This window comes from Actinophytocola sp. KF-1, from assembly GCF_054661535.1.
Map to the genome: position 1 here is coordinate 266,521 of NZ_BAAFVK010000007.1, position 25,175 is coordinate 291,695.

Sequence of the window (25,175 nt, forward strand, 5' to 3'; positions counted from 1 at the left end):
CGGACGTGCCGTGGCGCATTTTCACTGGTGATGGCCCGACGGACGGGAAAGAACCCTGGCGCGACCTCCCCGGCCCACCACCGTGGCGCCAGCGTGCCACCGCGATCACCAAGTTCGTCCCTACGGACGACCTGGTTGACGCGGTCAACACGGCACTACATCTGCGGCGGCCGCTCCTGCTCACCGGCGCACCCGGTTCGGGCAAGTCCACGCTGCTCAGGCTAGTCGCCGCCGAACTGGGCCTCGGAGATCCACTCAACTGGTACATCACCTCCCGCAGCACACTGCAGGACGGCCTCTACCAGTACGACGCGCTGGGCCGACTGCATTCCACCCAGGTCGAAACGGAAGAGCACGGCAGGCATGTCGAGGACTTCGTGACTCTCGGCCCGCTCGGCACCGCCCTCGCCTGCGACGAGAAACCACGTGCCGTGCTCATCGACGAGATTGACAAGAGCGACTTCGACTTGCCCGGCGATCTACTGAACATTCTGGAGGAAGGCGAATTCGACATTCCGCCGCTGGTCCGAGACACCAGAGCGAACCAGGCGTCAGGAGACGACGTCTATCAGGTCCGCGGCGCCGACCGAGCCATGTACATCGTCCCGCACGGCGTGGTGCGCCGGACCCACTGGCCGGTCATCGTCATGACCAGCAACGGCGAACGCACCTTCCCCGCCCCGTTCCTACGCCGGTGCGTCCGGTTCGAAATGAACACGCCATCGGAGCCCTTCCTCAAACAGATCGTCGACGCCTACCTGGAGCGCGTCACCGAGCAGGACCGCGACGCGATCACCGCGTTCGCACAGCGGCTGGTCGCGGGCGAACGTCTTGCCATCGACCAGTTGTTGAATTATCTGTACCTGGTCACCGGCGAGTCCAACGTGAATGTCAGGCTCGACGATACGGTCCGCACCCGGCTGGAGAGCACCCTTCTGGAGGAGCTGAGCGGCAAGTGATCGACCGACTTGCTCAGTCGATCACCACCGCCCTCCCGGAACTGCGAGGCGAACAGATCGCGGACGCCTTGTGGCTTGCCGCGAAGTACTCAACCGCAACCGAGTCCTCCCTAGTAGACAGCGACACGACCGGCGCTGAGGTGTCACGGGCAGGCTCAGAGGAGGACGAGACACCTGCCGACAACCCGGCCGTGACGTCATCCGGGGCTGATCTGGCGCTCACCGACGAGGAACGGCCATCGACGAATCCGCAGGCGATACTCGTCACTGAGGTGGGCTTGCGGGTGCCGGTGGCGACCGGTCCGATGCCGATCACCGTAGTCGCGTTATCCCAGTTCCGGCGGGTGCGCAGGCCTGGCCCGCCGGTCGTGGACGTCGACGCCACGGTCGAGGCGACCGCCGACGTCGGACGGCTCGTGGTTGTCTCCCGACCCAGTGAGGAACGCGGCCTCGACGTCGCGATCGTGGTCGACCGAACCCCAGTTGCGATGGTCTGGGCGGACGCGATCGACGAGTTCGCGGCGACACTCCGCCGAACCGGCGCATTCCGGTCCGTCTCCCGCTGGTGGCTGGACGAGCTCGTGCTCCGGGACAGTGCGGGCACCGTGCATGGGACTGACATCATCATCGATCCGGCCGGACGACGCCTGGTGCTCCTGCTAACTGATGCCACCGCGGCCCGGTGGTACGAGGAGCAGGCATGGCATGTGCTCAACCGGTGGGCGAAGGCGATGCCGACGGCCCTGGTGCACCTGCTGCCACGGAGTTATTGGGGCTACACGGCAACGGGCGAACCGACCGCGACCGTCCGCTCCGGCCGACCGGCTGTCCCAAACTCCGGCGCGGAGGTCATGCCGTCATGGTGGGGCGACGATCCGGACCCCACCGACGTGCCGGTCCCGATCATCGCCCTGTGCCAAGAAGACATTTCGCGGTGGGCAGACGCCGTGGTGTCCGGCAACGCATGGGCCGACGCGATGTGGGCCCGCCCAGCGGAAACCGTTTCCGCGCCAGCATCCGAGCTGACACCGGCCGACCGGGTACGCACATTCCAGTCCCGCGCGAGCGTCGGCGCACAGGATCTGGCCCGGGTTCTGGCCAGCGCGCCGTTGCTGTCCTTGCCGCTCATCCGTGTACTGCACGAGCACTTGATCCCGGCGCCCGAGCCCGGGCAACTGGCGGAGATATTCGTCAGCGGCCTGCTGGAGAAGCTCACCGAAGGCGCCGACGCCGCAAACCTGCTGCTGCGGTTCCGACCCGGTGTGGCGGATCTGCTGTACCAGGGCACGACGGCTAGTCAGGAGTGGGACGTCTACGAGATCCTCACTCAGCACCTGGAACGCAACGCCAGCAGCGGAAACGCCATCCGCGCGGTGTTGCCCGACCCACAGGGCGCCGCCACGATCGACAGAGGTCTCGTGCCGTTCGCCGCAATGAGCCGGGGCATGGCCATCAGACTGGGCATCGCCATGCCGGCGGAAGAGATCCCGCCCGGCGACGAGGCACCCGCGATCCCGTTGCGACCCATCTCCTCCAGGTCCGTGACGGTCCCGGTGGTCCGGGGCACATCCGGCATCGTATGTGTCCCCGACGCCACTCCTTCGGTATCAGCGACACAGATCGCCGACATTGTGGTTCACGAGTTGGTCTTCGGTCTTCTCGATCGTGAGGACGCCGACGCCGCACGTGCGATCGAGGACGGCGGCGTCAGCGTCGCCTGGTACGCCGACCTCTTTTCTCCGGACGACGTCCACCGTATGCACGCTTACTTCAACGACCCTGACATCCGACAAGCGGCGCAAGACCGACTCTCGGCCATGATCACCGACAACGTCCGAGTCATCGTGGCCCACTCGTTCGGCGCCGTCGTCGCCTACGAGGCATTGTGCGCCAACCCGGAATGGCCGGTCCGTACACTGGTGACCGTCAGTGCCCCGCTCGGCAGCCCATCGGTCATCGACCAACTCGATCCACCACCCCGGCGCCTCAAGCGTCGGCGCGACCGATGGCCAGAGAACATCACATCCTGGATCGACGTCGCGACTCGCGACGAAACCGAGGCCGCCGGTTATGACCTCCGCGACCTATTCGGCAGCAAGATCCAGTTCCAACTGGTCAGCGGCGAACGGCCCGACGACGCAAGATGGCATTTGGAGACACGGATGGCCGCATCCGCGATCTCAAAGGCCCTGCGGAGTAACCAGACGACAGCAGCCGTCCCAACTGTCAGGACGTCCGGCGGCCGCCGTTTTCTCGTCTCATGCGTGGTCGACTACTCGACCTCGGTCCTCATGGAGCTCCCATGGGGGGGCCGTGAGGCGGCGGAGATCGTCGCGTTCTTCCGATCACTGGGCTACGAACACGTGCCGCTCGCGCCCACCGACCAGACGAAGATCCGTATTTTAGAAGACTTACGGCGCTTCGTCGAAGATCCAGAACGCAATCCCGACGACACAATGCTGTTCTATCTGTCCGGCCATGCCGCGCTCTCGCGTGAGCGTTACTTCTTCCTCCCAGCCGACACAGTGACAGACCAGATCGACACCAGCGGGATATCTGCTGATGATCTCGGCAGAATCTTGTTCACAAGACCGTCCATCGACAGACAGCTTCTTGTGATTGACACCGGCGCAGCGGGGCACGCTATACGCCAGCTGGACCGAGTGGCGAGAAGAGTCAGTAACGGTCCAGAAACAGCCATGATAGCGTCAACAGACGGGATACAACGAGCACGCGAGCCGAGATTCGGGTCAGCTCTCATCCGCGCCGCACAGGAATTGACCGATGACGATTTCGACATAAAAGAACTGGTCCACCACGTCAATCAGTACCTTCGACAGAATTCCAAACAGTTGGCAGTAGCGATTGATCACGGCGTCACCTCGAGTTACACCTCTGCCTTCTTCTCGAGAAACCGAGACGATCGAAACAGGGCAATCGAGCAAATCGTCAATATCGAACGGCCCGCCAAGGTCTTCATTGCCTATGCCCACGACTCGCAGGCACACAAGGATGACGTACGCAGGCTCGCGGACCTCCTGCGGATGAACGGCGTGGACGCGCAGATCGACCAGTATGCCGAGGAAGATCGGCAAGACTGGACCAGATGGACGTACCGCCAGATCCTGGAATCCGACTTCATCATCGTCGTGGCCTCCCCAATAATGAAGGCTGCAGACGACGGGACCTCACCTGCGGACAAGAACCCGAGTGTCCGATCTCAGATGGTATTGCTCCGTAACCATATCCAGCAAGAGACGCGAAGAAATATCTTGCCGGTTGTACTGCCCGGCGGGACGCGCGATGAGCTCCCGATGTTCGTCTTCCCTCACACTGCGACCACTTACTTCGTACACGACTTCACTATAGAGGGTATCGACGAACTGATTCGCGTTATCGCCAACCAACCAGGAGTCAACGAGACCGACCGGATCACCTCCACACACGGCGCCTTGTGGCAATTCCTGCGTCGGTGGGGTATCACCACTCAGCAGCAAGCCCGAACAGCCCTTAACGCGATCGAACGCGAGGTCGACTCGTTCGAAGACCCACGCAAGCCGGCCTTGTATCGACCCATCCGCGGCGTAGAGCACAACCAGTTATGGTTGGTTCTGCATGAAGGCTCAACCCGTCCTGCTGCAGACCCCGACAGGACGGACGATGAGAACACTGCGAACAAGCAACGGTTCGTCGCCAACTCCGCGCGAGCGGTACGAGAAGCAGTGAAACATCTCGAAGTGGAGTTCGGATGGTTCCGCCAACCAGAAGACTTGAAGCATAGAGACACTCAACGCCACTTCGGGCAGTTGTACGACGCACTAAGGACCGTTACCCGCCACGAGGACATCCCGCCTGCGCTGCGCCGTGCGGGCCTCACCATCCGCGAGTACGAAGTGCTCCGCCTGCTCGCCGACGGGCTCGGCAACCGCGAGATCGCCGACCGGCTGCACCTCTCACATCGGACGGTGGAGAAGCACGTGTCAAGCCTGATCACGAAGACGGGCCTGCCGAACAGGAGGGCGCTGAGAGAGTACGCCGTCGCCACCGCGGACCCGGTGCAGTAACGACTCAGCCCGCGGTGCGCGGGACCCGTCGGGCAGCCTGTCCAACACGAGTAGCACCCTCAGCGGCATGCCGTATAACAAGTACGCCGCCACCGCGGGCGGGGCGAGTCGGAGGCCCCCCGGCGACGGCAGCCAAAAACGCAGGCTCATGGCCGGCGCCCCTCACACCCCAGCCACGGCTGCAACCCTCACCACCTCCTTCGCACTCGCCGCCGAACCTGCAGTCGACACGAGGTCCGTACACGTGCGGGGTTGACCGATCGTGGTAACACAGGACGGCGACCCGAGATGTAGGTGGTGAACCCTGTCGGCGCTAGCGGACTGATCCACTTCACACCTGCGCTGACCTGCTCATTCTATCTCATTGTCTTCCGTGCATCTGGTCACGAATCGACATCCGACGGCCTGTAGACGGCCTGGCCGTCATCTGGTTCTTGCCCTTACCCCCGGAGCTCGAACCCGCGCGACTCGCGGCTACTGAGCGTGTTCACGTTCCCGGTCGTCCAGGTAACGGTACCGGGGCTCGGAGCGACTACTCGCTACGCCGAAGTTGTGATTGACGGACACGGTCTGGGCGCGGAGGTTATGGGTGACCAAGCTCGTCAAAGTGGGCGTGAGCGAGGACTCGATGTTGGATGTCGTCTTCGTACATGGACTTGACGGCGATGCCCGCAAGAGCTGGTCAGCTGGGCCGAAGCGCTCGTTCTGGCCAGAGTGGTTGGCATTGGACGTCAGCGGCGTTGCTGTCTGGTCGCTGGGATACGACGCGGCGTCGAGCCGCTGGCTTGGTCATGCGATGCCAATCCAGGACCGTGCGATCAACCTGCTCGCTGAGCTCGAGAACCATGAGATCGGGCGGCGCCCACTATGTTTCGTCACCCACAGCATGGGTGGGTTGGTAGTCAAGGAGATGCTGCTACACGCGGCCGACGGCCGGGCCGGCTATGGCGAGTTCGCCACCGCTACCCGCGGCGTGGTGTTTCTTGCAACCCCACACACGGGCTCCGATGTGGTCACAAAGGCGGTCGTCAAGGCATTGGGAGTCGCGTACCGCAAGACACCGGCAGTCGTTGCGCTCGAGCGCAACGGCGCGCATCTCCGGCAGCTCAACATCCGGTACCGGAACTGGGCCACGGATCACAAGGTGGCAATCGGGCACCGGATCTTCTACGAGACCCAGCCAACCCGAGGTGTCCACGTGGTAGATGCGGGCTCGGCCGATCCCGGTATTCCGGGCCAAGCGCCCATCCCGGTGGACGCCAACCACATCGACATCTGCAAACCGACTGACCGCAGCGACTTGGTCTACGGCCAGATCAAACGCTTCATCACCAGCATCCGAGACACCCTCATCGGGCTGGCGCAGGGCGCGTCCAAAACAAGCAGTGAATCTGGCCAATGGCAGCAACGACGTACGAACCATGAGCCCCTCCTGACACTCGAGTCGAGGAGTCAAGCCGAGCCGGTGCGTGTAGGGGTGGTACCGCTTTTGGCAGACAGATTCCAGGCCAGGGGGATCGTCCTGGACTTGGCCCAAGCGGATCCCGACGCGGCACGCACGACAGTGCTGGTGGGGACCGGTGGGGTGGGCAAGACTCAACTGGCTGCAGAGTTCGCCGCAACCGCCTGGCACGATGAAGGTTTACGGCTCGCTGTGTGGGCGAGTGCGGACTCACGGCTCTCGATCATCTCGGCCTACGCCGAGGCCGCGCACCGACTACTCGGGGCTGATTCGACTGACTCGGACGCGGCTGCACAGCTGCTGTTGGAGTGGATGGGGTCGACCAATGAGCGGTGGCTGATTGTGCTGGACGACCTACTTAAACCTTCCGACCTGCGAGAACTGTGGCCGAGGACCGGTAGAGCGGGGCAGGTGGTGGTCACCACCCGCCGCCGTGACCCGGCCCTGCGCCGGACCGACCGATTGGTGGTGCCCGTAGACGTTTTTACGCCCACCCAATCTGTGTCGTACCTGCAGGCCAAACTCATCGCGACCGGCACCGGCCCCGACCTGGACGAGGGTGCCGCCGACCTGGCTGACACCCTCGGGCACCTACCGCTGGCGCTGGCGCAGGCCGCCGCCTACCAGCTCGACCGCGGCCTGACCTGCCATCGCTATCGAGACCGGTTCCTCGACCGCTCCCGCACCCTGGCCGAGGTCCTGCCCGACCCAGACGAGGACGAGCTACCGGACGGCTACCGGCATACGATTGCCACAACTTGGTCGCTGTCCATTGACCTCGCCGATCGACTCGCCCCGAATGGGTTAGCCACACCACTGATGCACGTCGCGGCCCTGCTTGACCCCGCCGGTACCCCACTGACGGTGTTTCTCAGCGACCGGATCCTTGACCACCTAGCAAGCACCACCGGGCAAGACGTCAGCGAGGAAACCGTCACCGACGCCCTCGCGGTGCTCCACCGCCTTAGTCTAGTCACTCTTGACCACAACCACCCCACGAGAGTAGTAGTGGCCATTCATGCTCTGGTCCAACGCGTCGTACGTAATCCCCTCACCCCCGACGTTCTCCGCCACCTCGCACGCACCACAGCCGACGCTCTACTCACGTGCCACCCATCGCACCCCGACACTGTCCGATCGCTCGCCCGACTGCTCGGCGCCGAACTGAAGGTTCTTCTGGACAGCAGCAGGCCCCCAGAGACCAGGGTCAGTTCGGACCCTGATGAGCTGCCAGAGCACATCGATCCCGACACCATCTCCCTCGATGGCGAGCACGCTGAACACCTGGCTAAGCTTCTTTCAGCGGCTGTGGACCTGCAGGGCAGCCGGACGGACGAACATGGTCCCGACGACCCCCGTGCCATTGTTGCCACACTTGCCCTCGGCTACGCCCTCGCAGCCGCAAGGCAATTCAAGGGGCAAGAGGACATCGCTTTGACGTTGATTGCCGATGCCCGCGAGGGCCTAATGGACGCTTACACAGCAGGTACAGTCCCGCTGGAAATCCTCGGCCAAGCGGAGTCTATCCACCAGTGGGTCCTCGACCTAACGGGCAAGACTTCGCCCCAATGATCACACTTACTGAGTCCCCACCACGGAACAGCTACCTAATCACTGGAAATACCTCTAGGATCCACTGCGTGTGGACTGGGACGAGGGCTGCTGCGGCGCTGGCGGCAGCGGTCACGTTGGTCGCCATCGGCTTCGGCGTCTTCTTCCTGACACGGACGCTCGTCGCGAATGACGCACGAGAAGTACCTGCGACATCGCATGAAACGGAACCCGAAGTCGGGAACTCCACAGCGACGCCGATTTCGACCGCAGAGGAGAGCCCAAACTTCAAGTGCGGCGGTGCCGTTACAACTGACGCGTACGGTAACCCGCTGGGCCCACTCGAACCGCTCGTGCAGGGGATTCACAGCGCCGCCTGCCGCGGCGACTACGCCAGCCTACTCCCCTACATGGAGAATTCCTTCAACTCGACGCCCAAAGAGGAGGTGGTCGCAGAGTGGGAGCGCGAAGATCACGGCAGCCACATACTCCAGGTTGTGGCGGAGACTTTCGAAGTACCACCGGTCGGAGACCAGGGCGGGCAGTATTTCTGCCACCCGGATGGCGCTGTAGCCGTCATCGCGCGTGGAACGATCAGTCGACCCGGCCTGTGGAGCGCGTTCGACCCGACTGGTCAGGAGCGACCTGCCGCGTGTGAGGCAGCCGAATGACTGCACGGCGCTGGATCGTTGCTGCGCTGAGCGGCCTGTCGACGACCGGGCTCGGCGTGTTCATCAACCTCGCAACCGAGCTCAAGTCGAGCACCTGGGCGTGGGCAGCGGTCGGCCTACTCACCGTCATGGGCGTTCTTTTCGGCGTCGGCTCCGAGCGACTCCTTGCCGCTCGGCAGTCGGCTGCTAAGGAACCTCCGACGTCTGTCGTCAACCGCGGTACCCTGGTAACTATCGGCGGCGAGAAGAACCGCGTCAAGATAAACATCCTTGGCGCGGGCGCAATGGTCGCCCTGAGCTTCATCGTGATTGTTGCCGTCGTGGCAGGCATATTGACTGGTCGAGCAACACAAGAAGGTTCACCGTCGGGCACGGCCCCATCAAAAACAACGACGACTGTGAACACACCAACTCCATCCGCATACGAGAACGCGCTCGTGATCAACTTGGATCGACTACGCGCTTTCAGCGAAGGCTGGTACGCAGTTTTCCCGCGAGGCGCGGAGCGCAACGCAGAGCAATTTTCGAAAACGGATCCTCTTCCTTCCGACGAGATTGGAATGGACGACTTCTTCAGACGCGAACTCGCCGACGGTGCATACATTGCATTGGCGGCCGGCCTGCCGATGCGACTTGTTCTAAATCTCCGCAACACGACCACAAAGGATTTAATAATCCGAAACCTCGTGGTGAAGAACAAGCAGGACGGGCCGGTCCTCGACGGCACAGCGATCTTCGTCGAAGCGGGTGGCGGCGCCGAACCCACCGCCTTACTTCACCTCGACGCAGCCTATCCTGTCGCCCGTATCCTTGATCAGGAGAGCGGGGAAGATGCTGGCGCCTACTTTGCCGCGAGGCCAATAACCGTTCATGCGGGCACCACAGCGACGTTGCCAATCAACATGGACGCACGGACAGCGTCTCACGTCTTTACACTTTCCATAGAATACGAGATCGACGGGAGGCGCTTTAGTCAGATCGTCGACAACAATGGGCAGCCCTTCAGGGTGACACCTGCTATCTGCGCATCGGAGCCCTCTACGGCGGGTCTCACCTATCAGGCCGTACACCAGATGACTTACGAGCCACCAGACTATCGGCCTCGCTTGAAACCTGAAGATCCGGTTTCAAATTCCGCTCGTTGTTGAATTAATCGACCATTCGACAGAGTTCGACGACCCCGGTCAGGATGACACAGACTCTTCCGAGCAACATATGTGCGGACGAACATCCACTCATGCCATTGAGTCAGCCGATCGGTCCGTACCCGCGTGACGCGACCGCCAACCAGACAGGCGAGAAGTCTCGGCGAGGTCGGCGTGAGGGGGCCATCGTGGAAGGGTCGAGCCGACCCAGTGCGGCCACAGCCGCCCGTCCAGCCTGCCCCGGAACGGCAGCAGGCCGCCGACGCGGCGTGGCGCATCCATCAGAAGTGGGACAACTTTCTCCCTGGTCAGGGCACCTCGGACCGAAACCCTTCGCACCCGCGCTGACCTGCTCATTCCTTCTCGTTGTATTCCGATGCATCTGGTCACGACTTGACGTCCGACGGCCTGTGGACGGCCTGGCGGTCAGCGAGTCCGTCGCCCGTGTGGGCCTCCAATGTCACCATTGCGCGCTGTCAGGCCACGCCCGTTCCGCCACAACCAACAGGTCGCCGACCACTTGTTCGATTTTGGCGAGCTGCGGTTCCCGGATGTCGCGTCGAACCGGTGCCGTGATGCCGCGCGGGGACGTGACTGGTGCCGCAACCCCCTTCACGTTGTAGCGGTAGGCACCCCAAATGAGTCTAAACAAGATCAACAGGCCGACTGGGCCTCACCGTCGCTTGCCATCCCTGACGCATGTGAGGTCGATCGCGGGTAGCGAACGGACGAGTGCGACCTCGTGGCCGCCGTCGGTCCAGGTTGGCACTGCTGGCCATGGTTAACATCAGCGCGATCGGCGCGGCAATGTTTCAGTACGCCCTCGGCGCGAGCTGGGCCGGCACAGTTCCAAACCGTGGAATACACGGCCGCACCACAAAGTTTCAATACGCCCTTCGGCGTCAACTGGGTTAGCACCGCTCCTCGGTGAGGGTGCCGAATGAACCCCACGGGTTTCAATACGCCCTTCGGCGTGAGCTGGGTTGGCACCCGACGCTTCGGCCAACTACTCGACGCTGTGGAAGTTTCAATACGCCCTTCGGCGTGAGCTGGGTTGGCACAGCGCACTGGGTGGCGATGCTCAGCATGCTTTCGTTTCAATACGCCCCTCGGCGTGAGCTGGGTTGGCACAAGCAGCCTGATCACCACTGATACCGAGCGCACCAACGTTTCAATACGCCCTTCGGCGTGAGCTGGGTTGGCACGATCTCGGCAACGGCTGGACCGCGCTGGCATAGTTTCAATACGCCCTTCGGCGTGAGCTGGGTTGGCACTCTGGCCAACGACCATTCCACCAAGGAAATCGCTTCAAGTTTCAATACGCCCTTCGGCGTGAGCCGGGTTGGCACCCTACTGTATCCGGCGGCGGCTGCACCTGCGGGAACGAGCCGTCGTTGCACACCTGACCTCGCTGTGGATCTTTGGTGATCAAGTCTGGCTGCTCTACTCGATGTTTTCGCTGGTAGGCGATCTGCACAGTCCAGCGCTATTTGATCACATGAGCTACCCTCCCTAAATGGAGCAACGACGTATAGTCCGTTAGCGTGTATGTCACAGCGCGGCCCAGTATGGTTTGTCTGGTTCGCGGTCAGCTTGGCCGAGTACGACCAGTCTTGTCCAGCAGGTTCCGCAGGCTGGGAGGATGTGGACCGCGTCGGTCGCTGGGTCGATGAAGGTTGTCAGGTGATTGGTGACTTCGGTCAGTTTGTCGGGTGCGATGGCGCAGATGTAGACGCTGCGTTGGATTCGGTCTCCCCACTGTTGGAGGTATGCCGCTATTTTGGCGCGCGCGGAGTCGCGCGAGACGTCGTAGCAGATCAGCATGGTCATCGCCATGACAGCCCCACGAACGCTGGAATGGTTCCCTCGACCAGTCCGGCGATGGTCTGCGCTTGCCGGTAGAGGTGGCGCCGGAGGCTGCCGGCGAAGTCGGGGAGTGCGCCTCGGGTGGTTTGGAGCATTCGGCGTTCGTAGGCGTCGATCAGGATTTCGCGGCCTCGTCTGGTGAGCAGGACGCCGCCGCGTTCCGGGTCGTGTCGTGCGTGGTCGGTGGTGAGGCTTCTGCGGCGGACGAGGTCGAGGACCACTTGGTCGACGACGAGTGGTCGGAACTCCTCGGCCAGGTCGAGTCCCAGGCTGGGACGGTTGTCGTGGTCGGTGTGTAGTAGGCCGATGGCCGGTTCGAGTCCGGCGGCAGCGGCGGCGGACACCGCCTCGCCGAGCAGGACCGCGTAGCCGAAGGACAGGGCGCTGTTGACCACGTCGAGTGGTGGTCGGCGGTTGCGGCCGGTGAAGCCCAGTTCGGGATCGAGGATGCTGGTCCACGCGTCGAAGTAAGCGCGTGCCGCCGCTTCCTCAAGACCCATGATCTCGTCTCGTTCCGTCGCGTCGGGAAGCATCGCGGCGTAGCCGTTGATCTGTTCGGCTGCGACGGCGAGTTCCTGCGCGTTGTTTCTCCGCATGAGGCGCTGTAACAGGACAGCTTGCTTGCGGATCTTCGCGTGGACGATGGCGCGGGCCACGGGCTGCCACCGCTCGGGACGGTCGGCCAGTGTGATCTGTCCGCGTAGTCGTTCGACTCTGCGGTGGTGTCCGGCGGTCACGTAGCCCAGGAATCGGCCTCGGGCAGAGCAGATCACCGTGTCGACGCCGGTGGACAGGGCCCAGTTGCGGAGTCCGGCGGACAGTCCGACTGGTCCGAAGCACACGATTCTCGCCACGAGACCCGATGGCACGTCGAGCAGGTCCGTGTCGTCGTGGGCGATCCTCAGTCGTCCGTCGTCGAGCCATGCCCGGCTGCCGGGGACTCCGAGGTCGACGGTGCGCCGGTCGGGTACGTCGGTGCGGGCGTCGAGGACGGGCGGGTAGCGGACTCCGAAGTCCTCGCCGAGGAAGCTGAAGCCTTCGTCGAAGGACATGATCTCGGTCTTGTCCGGTCCGAGCGTCATCCCGATTTCCTCCGCTGCCTGTGAAGCCACACGTGCTGCCTCCCACGCGTGTTCTCTGGTGGCGGCCGCGGCGACGAGGTCGTCGGCGTAGCGCACGACCGGGAAGCCCGCTTCGCGGAGACGCTGGTCGAGATGTTCGAGAGCCAGGTTGGCGAGCAACGGGGACAGCGGCGCGCCTTGCGGCAGACCTTCGGCGGGCCGGTGACGAGACCGGCCTGTCATACGCGCCGGACGATCGAGCAGCCTGTTGATCACCGCGACCAGGGCGTCGTCGGCGACGAGCACGTCCAGCATGCGGCGCACACGGTCCAGGTCGACGCTGGGGAAGCAGTTGTGCACGTCGGTGTGCAGCACCCAGCCGAGCCCTTCGTCCCGGAGGCGGGCTACTTCCTGGACCGCGTCGACCACTCCGATTCCGGGACGGTACGCGAACGACCCCGGTCCCAGCTCGGGATCGAGCAGCGGTGTCAGGACGGACAGGATCGCGCCTTCCACGATCCGATCTCTGACCGCCGGTATCCGCAGGTGGCGGGTCTGGCCGTCGGGTTCGGGCACGGCGATCTCGGTCAGCGGCCGGGGCCGGTAGCCGCCGCTGACCAGTTCCGCGCTCAGCTCGCCGAGCAGCCGGTCGGCGCCTGCGGCGAAGCGGGTGACACCCGGCGCCAGCACGTCGTCCTCGGCGTCGTTCGCGAGCACCTTGCGCCACGCCGACGCGAGCCGTGGCGCCGACGCGACGAGTTCCAGCGCCTCACCCATGGTCACGTATCCGCTGGCCGGAGGAACGAGCCCTGGTGGAACCGCGCGAGACGGCGGCACCCGATGATCGCGCCGCGATCGTCCCTGACCTCTTCGTCCGGGAACACGAGATCCGCCCGGGGCACGTCCCGGGCGACTACGCGTGACACCACATACCAGGTACCCGGCCGCGGCGGCGGCAACGCGATCGGGTGCAGGTAACCGATGACGTCAACCGGCACTGGACCGTCCGGGGCAGGCAACGTCTCGGTCCGCACCACCTCCTGCGTCATGCGCGCCGGGACTTCGCAGCGCGGCAACTCCAGGAGCACGGCACCGGATGAAGCCATGACACACAACAGGTGTGGTGTCAGGTTGACCAGCGTCACGACGTGCCCACATGGGTGACGCTGTCATGCGGTCCGAGGAACGTCGCGGTCGACGGCCGCAACGGGACCAGCTCGATCATCTGACGATCGAGAGCGTTCTCCGGCGTAACTCGGCGTTGCGCGACCTCGCCCATGTCAGGCGACCAGTGGATGACCTTGCGGTGATCCACCGTGAGCCCGTCCTCCGTTGTCGCCCACAGATCCGGGTCGGCGTCGCTGGGCTCGGGGATGAGCAGCGCGGCCCACCAGTTCGGCTGGTCGATACGCACCCGTAGCCAGGTTCCCGGCGACCACGCCCACAGGTGGCTGGCCGGTGGCGTGGCAGCGGGTAAGTCGTCGAGGTGGAAGCCGGTGAGGTCCGCCCAGGCCGCTGTCATGGTCGGCAGTGCCGCGACCAGGGCAGGCCAGTTCGCCACGTCGCGCCGTCCGGTGCCGAGCATCGTCCACGTCACGCCGTCACCTCCGTCACCTCTGCCATCTCTGTCACCTCGGTCGGCTTGGTCAGCGCGGCGGGCAGGTCGGCGAGGTCGTGTCGTGTCCACTCGCCCACGACACGGACGGTCCCGTAGCCGGCGGTCGTGCGGGCACCGATACCGATCAACCCGTCGTGCAGGTCGAGCACGACGGCGTCGAGCAGCAACAGGTCACCACGGTCCAGCGGTGTACCGAGTGGTGTGACGGTCAGGTCGAACGTTCCCGCGACCAGGACCTCGTGGGTGAAGAGCAGTTCGTCCTGCGCCCCGCCGGTGAACCGGTCGACCGTCACGTGCTGGCGGTGTTCGACAAGGGGTTCGCGTACCACCGCGTCCGCGACGGCGACAGCCGCGCGTCGCAGCGGCCTGCCTGGTTCGCTGGCTCCGTGGCCGAAGATCCGGCACGGACGGCACTGTCCACAGGTGGCATCGGTGCAGGCGGGCTGCTCCAGAACCCGGCAGATGTACTCGGCCCGCGACCGCAGCACGCCCTTGAGTCCGGACCCCGGAATGACAATGTCGTTTCCGCGGCGCACCAGCGCGGCGACCTGCTGTCCGTGCGCGCCGCCTATCGTGGTGCCCGCGCCGACGTGCAGCGCGTCAACGACAGCGAGAGTGACACGCAGCACGGGCGCTGCGCGGTCGGTGGTGGGGACGTGCTCGGGCGTCGGGTAGTCATCGAGACCGCCGATCCGAAGCCATGCCATCAGTCCACCCGCTGTGGACAGATCATAAGTCTGGTGCCCCAAGCCGGTGACGACGCACTGACCAGCACCGATCGAGGCGCCTCGGCCCAAGACTGGCGCCCATGAGCGCACCGCGTCCAGGAGCGCGGCCACCTCGTTCGCTTCGGCGTCGTTCCAGCGCAGCGCCACCCGGAACTCGGTGCCGGCGTCGAACATTTCCGTGGCCCGCAGCGTGCTCGTTCGGGGAGCACCACGGAACCGGTCGACGGCGGTACGGGTGTGTGTTGTCGTCGTCGGAGCCTTGGGAAACCAGGTACCGAGCACCTGGATCGGGGACGCGGACCGGTGCGTTGCTCCCGGTTCCGGCCCGAACGCACCGCCGAGTCCAGGGCGGTCGTGGCAGTGCGCGCGGAGCGCACCGGCGATGGTGGTGCCAGGGATGTGTTCGTGCCCGAACGGATCCCGCCGCAGCGGGAGCACGTTGCGAGTCCGGGTGTCGGTGGCAGTGACCTCGTCATCCCACCACTGCGCTTCCGGAGCGGTGACGCCACCAGCGGTCTCCATCCGCAACGCCACGGTCACCAGGGTGACTTTCACTGCTCCTCCAACATGTCCAGCACCGCACCGCTGGTTGTCTGGTCCCCGATGGACAGGAAGGTCTCCAGCGCTTCACGTTGACGGTCATCCAGGTGCTTCCCGAGCACCGTCAGGAGTCGTGCGTCGGCGTCCGGTTCCGGCGGCCAGGTGTCAAGTCGCGTACGCAGCAGCACGCGAAGCCGGGGCCACCCGTGGAACCCTCGGACCGGGATCGCGCGCCGGAACCAGTACCGGTCCGGGAGCGGGGGCGATGGTGGAACGTAGAGGGCGCCGAAGCCCTCCCGGCGCCGCAGCCCGACACCACGAGCTCGCAGGGCGGTGAGCGCGTCCGGGGCCGGTGCCGTGCCGCAGCGGACCTGATAGGTCGAGCCCGCGGCGACGGCCCGGTCACGGGGTTTCGGTAGGCCGCTGGCGGCGTGCCAGCCTCCGACCTCGGTCCACCGGGTCCACGCACCGACGATCTCCGCGTCGGCGCAGCCGAGGTGTTCGCGGAGTTCGTCGGTATCCGGGCGATCGGCGGGCAGACCGTACTGGTCGAGGAAGACCCCTGGGGCGGCGAGCCGGAGCACGACCATGACACTGCCCTCGGACACGGAGGTTTCCAGCGGAGTGGGCATGTCGTCGTCGACCGTGATGGTCACCGCACCGTGGGTGCTGCGATCACCCCCGAACTTGAGCCGGGAGATCGTCGAGTCGCCGAGCCGCAGCGCGCGGACCGCGGGACCGGTCACCCATCCATGTAGCTGGGTACCGGTCGGCAGGGCGCTGGTCTGGAACAATTGGGCTGTCCGGGCGACACCGTCCATGTCAAGGGCCGCGCGGGTCCGGTGCACACGGGGGATCTCGCCGATCGGCTCCCCTCGGCCTGGCTCGAGCAGCTGCCGGCAGTGGGGACATTCCGTCTCGGCGGCCCCGAGCGCGCGGTCCCACCACAGGCGCTCACACCTGGGTGAGGGCTGGTACTTGTGCCGGAACACAGACAGCGGAAGCGGCAAGCTGGTGTCGGTGTGCAACGGCCCGAAGGTGCCCGTCCCCTCGAACACGGCGCTGAACTCGGGACTCGTCGTGACGTCGATCCCGTGCCGGCGAATCCAGGCGGCGGCGTAGGCGCCCCGCAGCACGGACCCCGGTACGTGGTCGAAGGTGTCCTGACGGAAGTCGGCCCGGCGGCCCCGGCCGAGGGCGGCAGGCTCGTCCAGCGTCGCGGTGACGCGCATGATCTCGGTCATGTGGCGGGTCCTTGGGCGGGTCCTTGGGCGAGCAGCGTCCGCACGGTGTCCTCGGTCGGCGGGTCGCTGGTGCAGGTGATGTGCACCCAGCCCAGGCCGCGGCGCCGGTTTGCGCCCAGGGAGCGGGTGGCCTGCCCTGCGACCGCGAGCAGCGCCCGGTGTAGTGCGAGGGCTTCGTCGGTGAGGTGGCCGCACTGGGTGATGCTGAACGTCGCGGCGGCAGCCTGGGTGACCTCGGCGGAGCCGAGCATGTCGTGGTCCGCGACGTGGTCTTCGCCGATACGCACTCTGGAGGCGATCACCGGTTTCCGCCAGCCGTCACCGGCGGGGGTCGCGTCGGACCAGCTCCACGGTGACGGCGCGTGGACAGATCCGAAGACTGCGGCGACCAACGGATGCTTCTCGCCGAGCAGTTGGCCGGCGGTCGCGCGCATCAGCCCTTTGAGGCTGGTGGCGGGCAGCGGGGTGTCGCGGTCGATACCCGCGTCGACACCTGGGCGTGCGTGCCCGGTGGACACACGGAATGGTGCGGCGAACGCTATCCGGAACTCGACGGTGGTCATCGACGCCACCACCGCGCCATGTCCAACGCGTCATGAAGGGGGATCGTGTCACTTGCGGTGGTGCGGAACGGTGCGGTCACGTCCCCGAGGCCCAGTCGTTCTATCTGCCGATCGAGGTCCTCCGGACGCCCTTCTCTGCCCAGTCGCGCGAGTTGCTGGCGTTGGGATGCGGGGAGGTCGGCCAGCGCGGTCAAGTGGGCGTGGTGGGCACGCAACTGGGTGTGGGGTATCGCGGCGCGTCCACTGATCGTGGGTCCGTCGTGGGTGATGGCCTGCCAGGCCAGTGCCGCGATACCGGGGAACGCCTTCTTGGCCGCTCGTAACAGGTCGCCAGCAAGGTCGATGGTCGCGGAGAGCGGGAAGGAATGGTGGTGGATCACCACCCCTGAGGTCAGCGTCGGGGTGTCGCGTACCTGGGGGACCGCGTCGTGCAGGGCATCGGTGAACGCCGAGGTCATCGCGTCGGCGAAGTCCCACGCGCCGTGCGCGGGCACGGTGATGAGGATGTCGTCCCCGCCGACCAGGTGCGCGATGATCGGCATCGTCGGCCCACCGTTGTCGATCTTCGCGAGCCCGGCCCGCACCGCGGCCCAGGTCGCCGTGTGGATCTTCGACGGGAGCTGGGCCATGGCCTTCGGGTGGCGTCGGTGGACGTCTCGGATGAACGCGCCCAGCGCGTTGCCGTCGGCGTAGACGGTCGCCAGATGGGTGTCGTCGTCCGGTCCACCCAGCCCCAGCGCGGCCAGTTCGGTGGATTCGTCGGGAACCGAACGACCGTCTCCGACGAGTTCCAGCAGGTCCCGTTCCGGCGCGGACACGACGCGGCCGCGGGCCGTCCCGGCGTTGCGGTGACGTTCGAGGCAGTCGACGCACAGCACGTGGGTGTTCTCCGCGTCGTTCTTCGTGTCGTTCTCTGCGTCCTGGGCCACTGACTGGTGTCCTGGTGATGACCGGCACCATTCGCAGGGCCGGGCCAGCGACCACTCGTGCACCGGTGCGAGCCAGTCCCGCGCGACGGCGTCGCCACGTTCGGCGTAGTTGGGGCCGTGGGTCTCGACTGCCCGCAGCGCTGCCATGGGCAGTTTCCGGCGCAGGTGGCTGAGCAGGTCGCGTTCGACGGTGGCGATCACGTTCTCGTCCGTGGTGATCACGCGTAGATGGATCACGCCGTCGATCGGACCGGTCTCGGAGTTCGGCTGGACGGCGCCGTCGTAGCGTTCGATTAGAGCCGCGACCGTGTCCGGGGCCGTGGCCGTACGGATCATGGACGACGCGCCCCGCCGTCCACGCAGCTTCTGTGTCCGGGCCAGCCAGTGCTGGATCTGGACCACACCGATGTCCAGGTAGCGGTTCACCGTCCCCTCCTCGGCGGCAGGTTCCTGATCTGCGCTTTCGGCACGATGGGAAGCCGTTGGTCGGTGTCGCCGAGATCGGGCAGCGGCGTCAGCGGGTATCCCCGGCGAGTGCCGTTGTCGGGGGCCATTTCCGCTCCCGCGGTCTGCTTCCAGAACTCGTAACCCTCGTCAAAGGACTTGGCGCCCGGCTGTCCCGGGCCGGGCGGGTACCACACGAGATCGGGGTCGACCGCGTCCCTTTGCAGGACCTTCGCCAGCTGCGGCCACACATGCCGGTCACGGTGAGCGGTGACGAACTCCGCGACAAGGTCCCGCTGCGTCGCCTCATCGAATTGCGTGGGTTTCATCCCGCGGTAGCGGTCGGCCGCAGGTCCAAAGGCGCTGCCGGCCGGATCGAGCGCCATGGTGCAGGAGCCGTAGCCCAGCGGCTTGCCCCCTCCGATGTGAACAAACGCGGAGCCCTCACCCAGCGCCAGGTCCGGGCGCAGAGCGGCGATCAGTCCGCCGAGTTGTGTGCGATCGAGGTCGCTGAACACGATCCTGGCGGTGAAGGTGCTGCCGATCGCGAAGGCCACCGCGTCAACGGCCATAACGTTATCGGCGTGGTGAGGACGGGCCTTGCCCCGGCGGGGCAAGTGGCCGTTGGGAACCGAAGTGTGCCAGTAAAACTTCCGGCCCCGCAGCCGACGAGATTCCCCACGGTCAGCGGCCGAGCCCCACTGACGGAGCGGCGGATTGCCCGCGTCCCCGGCGACCGCGGTGGAGTTCAGGTAGAACTGGCCAGCACCCGGATGCGGTCTGCCCATCGGCGGGAGCCGCACCGACACCGTCTCTGCCTTCACCGCGACCGCGTCCCCGAACCGCACGTGCCCCCGATAGGACCGCTGGTGCGCCCGTGCCGTGTCCACACCGCGAGTATCGGCAGAACCGAACAGCCGACACGACGGGCACAAGCGCTCCGGATCCCAGCAGGCGTGAAACCCCGGCGGAATCCGGTCGCCGACCGCACCGGCCCCCGACTGACGCCAGATCATGGACAGCCGGACCTGCCCGACCTCACCGGTCTCGGACATCAACAGCCACAACGGCTGCCCGACATGCACTGTCCTGCGCGCCAGGCTCCGCTCACCGACCACGATGTCCCGCGCGGGTCGTCCGACAGGCGCGTAGCGATAGGTGACCGGCACGTATCGTTCCGATTCGGGAACCTGCGCCAGCCGCGCTGTGCGCAGGTCGTCGGCCTCCTCCACGACCTTCAGGAAATCCGACCAGACACCGTCGGGCAGCCGAATGTCGGCGTTCGTCAGCTGGCGTACGTGTGCCCGGTACGGCTGTTTCTCGTCGCGGGCAGCACCGTCGCTGATGAACACCACCCAGTCACCGTCGGCGGCAGGACTAGCGTCCACCGCGTTCCCACCGGGATCCAGCGCCACCCGGAGGCGATCACCCGATCGGAGTCCGTGGGTGGCGTGAATATGCTCCAGGACCGATTGGTTCAACCGGTGCCGAACCGGATCACCCGCCTCACACAACCGCACCCGGGGCGACCCGTGCGGGTTAGCGGGATCGACCTGTGCGACCACCGCAAGCCGCAGTCTGCGGATCTCGCCAGCGATCGCGCCCTGCCGATAAGACGGGACGTAATCCTCGTCGACCGCGCGCAAACAGCTGCCGGTCAACGTCTCGTGCAGCGAACGGACCGCGCCATGCAGTGCCGACCCGGGAAGGATGTGCTCCCGCCCGCCTGAACCGGGTCTGGTGGGTGCCGCCGGTTCAGCATCCGTGCCGAAACCGCGAATCAGCAACGGACACGCAGCGGTAATGAGGACAGACAACGTCCCACTCACCAGATCCCGTCCCGGCGTTCCGCAATGCCCATGAGGCCTGCCGCGAGCAGGAGCGACCGCCGGGAACGGAACGAACGTGTACGGATTGACGAAGATGGTGTCCTCCCCCGGGCAAGCCTGTAACGCTTGACACCACCATCGAGATGCATCGACGACGCGTTACCACAATCCCCGGAATGTGGAGGACATCCTCGATGACCGCACGGCCGCCCCTGATCCGCCGGCTGCGAGCCACGGTGACCCGCCCACGCCGCACCCGGGTGACCCTGGCCAACTTCGCGATCGTGACCACCGCAACGGTCACCACCGGCGTCGTGGCGCTGCTCGCCGAGGACATGCTCCCCAAGCCCCAGGACGGGAGCTGGTTCGTCCTCTCCCGGTGGATCACAGCGGTCGTCCTGCTCGTCGCGCTCGTGGCCGCCCTGAGCTTCCGCGCGCACGTGCACCGCACCACCGGCACCCTGTTCTACGTGCACGCCCTCGACGAGGGCATGGCCGACCGCCAGACCGAGGCACTCGCGGTGGCCGCCGAACGCCATATGGCGACCCGCTCAATCAGCCGGTGGACCGACCTGCCCGACCGCACCTCACCGACCGGGGTGATCGACGTGGTCGACGTCTGCGCAGAGGTCGGCGCGCTCCTGGAACAACAGATCAACGACGACAGTCAGGACACCGGGTACGTGGTCGCACCGAACCTGCTCTGGCCCATGGCACTGTCCATCGGCGCGTACCTCCCCCACACACGAACGGTACGGCTGCTCGAACTGACCACCGACTGGGAAATCAGCCTGACCGACACCGGATCGAACATCGTCGAGAAGCAACTCGAACAGGCCCGATCAGCGGGCCCGGTAGGGGTGTGGATCGCGCTCGCACCCAACGCGGCACACTTCAACCCGAACACGTTCACCGCATGGGGAATGTCCCGATGGCACATCCTCACCTACCCGGAAGGCCCACCCACGCGCGACCAACCATGCCCGCACTGGACGGCCACGCAACTGGAACAATTCCCTGCCGCTCTCGCCGACGCACTGGTCTCGTTGAAGAACACCGCACGCGAGGAAGGCCGCGATCTCGTCGTGGTGGCGATGATGCCGAAAGTCGTCGCACTGGCACTCGGACGCCAACTCGCGCTGCGAGAATGCCGCTTCTTCACCGGCACCCACCTGATGCACTACGACCACACCGCCGGCTACCTACCCATGCGGGTACGCCCGAACCAACCCACCGCCATGCCCACCCTCGTTCCCGACGAGCCCGCCGATGCCTAGCCGCTGGGAACTGACCATCCCCGACATCGACCCGACCACCATCCGCCTCGAACACCTGCACGCCGTGGCCAGCGCCTGGCTCGACCAACCCGGACAACACCACACACACTCCAAGCCCTACACGATCTCACCCCCCAGCCACAGCATCAGCGGCACCGTCGTCGAGATCGGCCTGCTCGAGGACCACCTCACCCACCGACTGCTCAACCACACCACACACGGGACCCGCATACGGCTGGGCCGCAGCACCACCACGCTCGCGAGCCCACCGCAACAGGTCGCCGTCGCACCCTGGACCGAACTCGCCGCACCCAGAACCACCTCCGCGTGGCGCCTAACCTTCGTCACACCACTGACATTCCGCAGAGGAAACAAGTTCACCCCCTTCCCGAACCCCAAAGCAATCCTTGGCGGCCTGCGCGCCAACTGGCAAACACACGCCCCACCCGAACTACGCCAGATTCACCTGGACCTCACCACCGATCCCGTATGGGTCACCGACATCAACGGACACAACGAAATCATCACCGTCAACAATCGAACCGTGTCCGGATTCATCGGACAGCTGAGAATCGAAAGCGACACCAACCACACAACAACCGAAAACATCGACCGGCTCCTCCGGCTCGCCCCCTTCAGCGGCTGCGGCGCCTACACCACCCGCGGCTTCGGTCTCACCCGCGTCGAACCCGCCTAACCCAACACGCCTTCACCCGAAAGGAGCACCGGTTTACTCCGTTCAGGGAGGGCCGCGTCGATGATCGACATGTCATCTGGTGTGCAACACGCCCGAACTGCGGAAACGCGACAGAATCACCCTGATGTGGATCTTCAAAGATCCACATCAGGCAGGGGTGCGCAACGGGCCCACATCACCGCAGGTCAACCCCCCACTGAACGACAGAGGGTTCCAACCAAGGTCACGCCGAAGGGCGTATTGAAACCCGCCGGAGAGTGGCCGGTCAGTTCAGGGCGTCACGGCCGTTCCAACCAAGGTCACGCCGAAGGGCGTATTGAAACACTAGGTGTGGGGTTGCGCAGAATGATCTCGACAGTTCCAACCAAGGTCACGCCGAAGGGCGTATTGAAACGGCCGCCTTCACACTACCGCGGCAGCGGATGGTGCGTTCCAACCAAGGTCACGCCGAAGGGCGTATTGAAACGTCGTGCTGAGCCCGCTCGGGAGCCTCATGTTGCCGATGTTCCAACCAAGGGCGTATTGAAACCCCACAGACCGCGACGGCCCTGAGGCGGAACGTGGTTCCATCCGAGGCGCGAGCGGGTCGGTAGATCCGTCAGTTGATGCGGCGACTCAAAACCCCAACCTCCCAGGACCCGACTTCACACCACCACACACCCTCACACAAAGCACCATCCCGCCAAACACGCCTTAATCCAGCGGTTCCTAGCCGGTTGGATCGAGACCCGGGAGGCGCTTCATGTCTATGCGGGCTCGCCTGTCCCCACCTTTGCAGCCAACTGGCCAGCCAGGTAGTTGGAATTGCGCAACCAGAAGTCGAGAGCTTGTATCCGCAGTTGAGATCAGGGGCGTTCGCCCCCTGGTAGTTGATCATCGAGTTTACGGGTATCCCTCACAGTTGCTGCCTCCCGGATGGAACATTCGGCGGCATCCTGTGGGCGCAGGACGGCCACCAGCAGCTAACGGCAGCAGCATGCAGCCTCGAACCGCTTTTCCCGCCCCGCAGCCAAGCTCGTCACACATGACGACCGGGGTCTTCACTCGACGTCCGGCCGGGCGACGGCGCCCAGGTCAGCAGGTGCGAGGTCGGTGCGGAACCGGTGGATGCGCGGTCGCAGTCGCGCGGTGAACGTCATCACCGTCGCCTCGGCCTCCGCCTCCACGACGAGCGTCGGGTGCACGGGCACGTACTCGCTGCCCTCCTGCCCCAGTACGGTGGTCGGCAACCGCCTGCGCGGCTCGCCCGTCGGCACGACCAGGCCGGCGGCCTCGTCACGGAACGCGGGCGGCAACGGCAGGGACAACCCGATCGGCAACAGCACGTCGTGGGCGTCGGGGCGGGCGAGCAGCAACGCCTCCGGGCGGGTGAGCGGCCCGGCGACACCGACGACCACGGCATCGACCACGATCTTCTGCCGGACCTTCACCCAGTCACCGGTCCGCCCCGCCCGGTAGCGACTGGCGGTCTTCTTCGCGACCACGCCCTCGATGCCCACCTGGGCCGACTCCGCCCTCATCCACAGCCGGGTCGCGGGACGGTCCCGGGTGGACGGTGTCAGTTGCAACGGCGGCCTTGCCCGGGCGAACACCTCCTCGAGCCGGGCACGCCGGGAGGCGAGCGGCGTCTCGCGCAGGTCGTCGTCGCCGACGGCGAGCAGGTCGAACGCGACGAAGTACACCTCGACGCCCGTCGCGGCCCGGGCACGGGGCATCACGGCCAGTGACCCGAAATCCAGCCGTCCCTCCCGCAGCGCGACCAGTTCCCCGTCCACCACCACGTCGCCCAGCGCACGGGCGGCGGCCGCGATCTCGGGGAACCGCGCCGCCAGGTCGCTGTTCCGGCGGGACTGCACCACACCCAGCCCGGTGAACACCACCGCCCGCCACCCGTCGAACTTCGGCTCGTATACCCAGCCGGGCCCAGGAATCTCGCGGACATCCCGGGCGAGCACCAGCCCGACCGGGGGAACCAGCGCACCCACGGCTACGGCCTCGCAGCGGGGGCGGTCCACTCGATACGCAACGCCCAGGAACCGTCACCCCGCGGCACCCACTCCCCCACCCGGATCGAGTGGCCTTCATCGTCCTCGACCTCCACGAACCGAGGCTCCTCATGCGACGGAGGCCCGTCGAAGACGATATTGATCACGCTCGGCAACTGCCTGGTCATGGTGGACCACCTGCTCATTGTCTCAATCAGACAGTGTGCGACCGAACGGCGACTCGCGCACGACCGCCATTGCCGTGACCGCGACGGCCACTCGAAGCCCACGTCAGGAAAAGGCAATCGCTGATGCACTCTGTAGTCATTCGGGTGTGGACAGTCCGAATCAGAGTCCTGCTGCGCCAGTCAGGGCACGCTCGACGTGACCTCTCCGCCGAGTTGGCCAGCCTGCGAGGCGCCATGGGCGTCATGGGTCCAGTAGACCCGTAAGCGGGCCGTGAGCACCTGCTTACAGGCCGGACACAGTACGCCGCCTTCTCCTGCTGGTTGCTCGCCACACTTCGCGCACGCGGGACCGTC

At 65.6% G+C, this 25,175-nt stretch carries 17 protein-coding genes and 1 CRISPR repeat array; of the genes, 7 read left to right on the forward strand and 10 right to left on the reverse strand.

Translation table 11 applies throughout. The features are described 5' to 3' along the window. Positions 1 to 5 precede the first annotated feature (5 nt). From ACYQ77_RS22820 to ACYQ77_RS22840, 5 genes are all read left to right on the forward strand, one after another. Positions 6 to 959, forward strand: a complete 954-nt coding sequence (locus ACYQ77_RS22820; RefSeq protein WP_459714482.1) for an AAA family ATPase — start codon at positions 6 to 8, stop codon at positions 957 to 959. Then, on the forward strand, positions 956 to 5,023 hold the full coding sequence (locus ACYQ77_RS22825; RefSeq protein ID WP_459714484.1) for an SAV_2336 N-terminal domain-related protein: 4,068 nt from the start codon (positions 956 to 958) through the stop codon (positions 5,021 to 5,023). Before ACYQ77_RS22820 ends, ACYQ77_RS22825 begins: the two co-directional genes overlap by 4 nt. A 589-nt stretch (positions 5,024 to 5,612) precedes the next feature. Further along, the gene (locus ACYQ77_RS22830) at positions 5,613 to 8,057 is read left to right on the forward strand and encodes an alpha/beta hydrolase (protein ID WP_459714485.1); all 2,445 of its coding nucleotides are present in this window, start codon (positions 5,613 to 5,615) and stop codon (positions 8,055 to 8,057) included. A gap of 68 nt (positions 8,058 to 8,125) precedes the next feature. Then, the gene (locus ACYQ77_RS22835) at positions 8,126 to 8,707 is read left to right on the forward strand and encodes a hypothetical protein (protein ID WP_459714487.1); all 582 of its coding nucleotides are present in this window, start codon (positions 8,126 to 8,128) and stop codon (positions 8,705 to 8,707) included. Then, entirely contained in the window at positions 8,704 to 9,855 is a 1,152-nt protein-coding gene (locus tag ACYQ77_RS22840; RefSeq protein WP_459714489.1) for a hypothetical protein, read from the forward strand. The genes ACYQ77_RS22835 and ACYQ77_RS22840 overlap by 4 nt, the downstream gene beginning before the upstream one ends. Positions 9,856 to 10,733: 878 nt before the next feature. After that, positions 10,734 to 11,201: a CRISPR direct-repeat array (repeat unit 37 nt; unit sequence GTTTCAATACGCCCTTCGGCGTGAGCTGGGTTGGCAC). Positions 11,202 to 11,403: 202 nt separating this feature from the next. Here the strand turns inward: ACYQ77_RS22840 and cas2 are convergent. The 9 genes from cas2 to ACYQ77_RS22885 form a co-directional block, all read right to left on the reverse strand. Further along, the gene (cas2, locus tag ACYQ77_RS22845; protein WP_459714491.1) at positions 11,404 to 11,682 is read right to left on the reverse strand and encodes a CRISPR-associated endonuclease Cas2; all 279 of its coding nucleotides are present in this window, start codon (positions 11,680 to 11,682) and stop codon (positions 11,404 to 11,406) included. Next, positions 11,679 to 13,355, reverse strand: a complete 1,677-nt coding sequence (cas1, locus tag ACYQ77_RS22850) for a CRISPR-associated endonuclease Cas1 (RefSeq protein ID WP_459714493.1) — start codon at positions 13,353 to 13,355, stop codon at positions 11,679 to 11,681. The genes cas2 and cas1 overlap by 4 nt, the downstream gene beginning before the upstream one ends. 203 nt (positions 13,356 to 13,558) lie before the next feature. Continuing rightward, positions 13,559 to 13,924: a hypothetical protein gene (locus tag ACYQ77_RS22855; RefSeq protein WP_459714496.1), complete on the reverse strand. Its 366-nt coding sequence runs from the start codon at positions 13,922 to 13,924 to the stop codon at positions 13,559 to 13,561. Further along, complete coding sequence (locus ACYQ77_RS22860) at positions 13,921 to 14,376, reverse strand: hypothetical protein (protein ID WP_459714498.1); 456 nt, start codon at positions 14,374 to 14,376, stop codon at positions 13,921 to 13,923. Before ACYQ77_RS22860 ends, ACYQ77_RS22855 begins: the two co-directional genes overlap by 4 nt. Further along, entirely contained in the window at positions 14,373 to 15,680 is a 1,308-nt protein-coding gene (locus tag ACYQ77_RS22865) for an RAMP superfamily CRISPR-associated protein (RefSeq protein WP_459714500.1), read from the reverse strand. Before ACYQ77_RS22865 ends, ACYQ77_RS22860 begins: the two co-directional genes overlap by 4 nt. After that, positions 15,677 to 16,801 (reverse strand): type III-B CRISPR module-associated Cmr3 family protein, encoded by a 1,125-nt coding sequence (locus ACYQ77_RS22870; RefSeq protein WP_459714503.1) that lies wholly within the window; start codon positions 16,799 to 16,801, stop codon positions 15,677 to 15,679. The genes ACYQ77_RS22865 and ACYQ77_RS22870 overlap by 4 nt, the downstream gene beginning before the upstream one ends. 104 nt (positions 16,802 to 16,905) lie before the next feature. Continuing rightward, positions 16,906 to 17,472 (reverse strand): RAMP superfamily CRISPR-associated protein, encoded by a 567-nt coding sequence (locus ACYQ77_RS22875; protein ID WP_459714505.1) that lies wholly within the window; start codon positions 17,470 to 17,472, stop codon positions 16,906 to 16,908. Beyond that, positions 17,469 to 18,827: a Cas10/Cmr2 second palm domain-containing protein gene (locus ACYQ77_RS22880; protein ID WP_459714507.1), complete on the reverse strand. Its 1,359-nt coding sequence runs from the start codon at positions 18,825 to 18,827 to the stop codon at positions 17,469 to 17,471. Before ACYQ77_RS22880 ends, ACYQ77_RS22875 begins: the two co-directional genes overlap by 4 nt. Beyond that, a complete protein-coding gene (locus ACYQ77_RS22885; protein WP_459714509.1) occupies positions 18,824 to 20,674 on the reverse strand; it encodes a TIGR03986 family type III CRISPR-associated RAMP protein in 1,851 nt (616 codons plus the stop codon). Before ACYQ77_RS22885 ends, ACYQ77_RS22880 begins: the two co-directional genes overlap by 4 nt. A gap of 194 nt (positions 20,675 to 20,868) precedes the next feature. On the opposite strand from ACYQ77_RS22885, the gene ACYQ77_RS22890 reads away from it, so the two are divergent. Then, a complete protein-coding gene (locus tag ACYQ77_RS22890) occupies positions 20,869 to 21,951 on the forward strand; it encodes a hypothetical protein (protein ID WP_459714510.1) in 1,083 nt (360 codons plus the stop codon). Then, positions 21,944 to 22,648, forward strand: coding sequence for a CRISPR system precrRNA processing endoribonuclease RAMP protein Cas6 (gene cas6, locus ACYQ77_RS22895; protein WP_459714512.1), 705 nt, complete (start codon positions 21,944 to 21,946; stop codon positions 22,646 to 22,648). Before ACYQ77_RS22890 ends, cas6 begins: the two co-directional genes overlap by 8 nt. 1,040 nt (positions 22,649 to 23,688) lie before the next feature. Here cas6 and ACYQ77_RS22900 read toward each other — a convergent pair. Continuing rightward, the gene (locus ACYQ77_RS22900) at positions 23,689 to 24,633 is read right to left on the reverse strand and encodes an ATP-dependent DNA ligase (RefSeq protein WP_459714514.1); all 945 of its coding nucleotides are present in this window, start codon (positions 24,631 to 24,633) and stop codon (positions 23,689 to 23,691) included. Positions 24,634 to 25,175 lie beyond the last annotated feature (542 nt).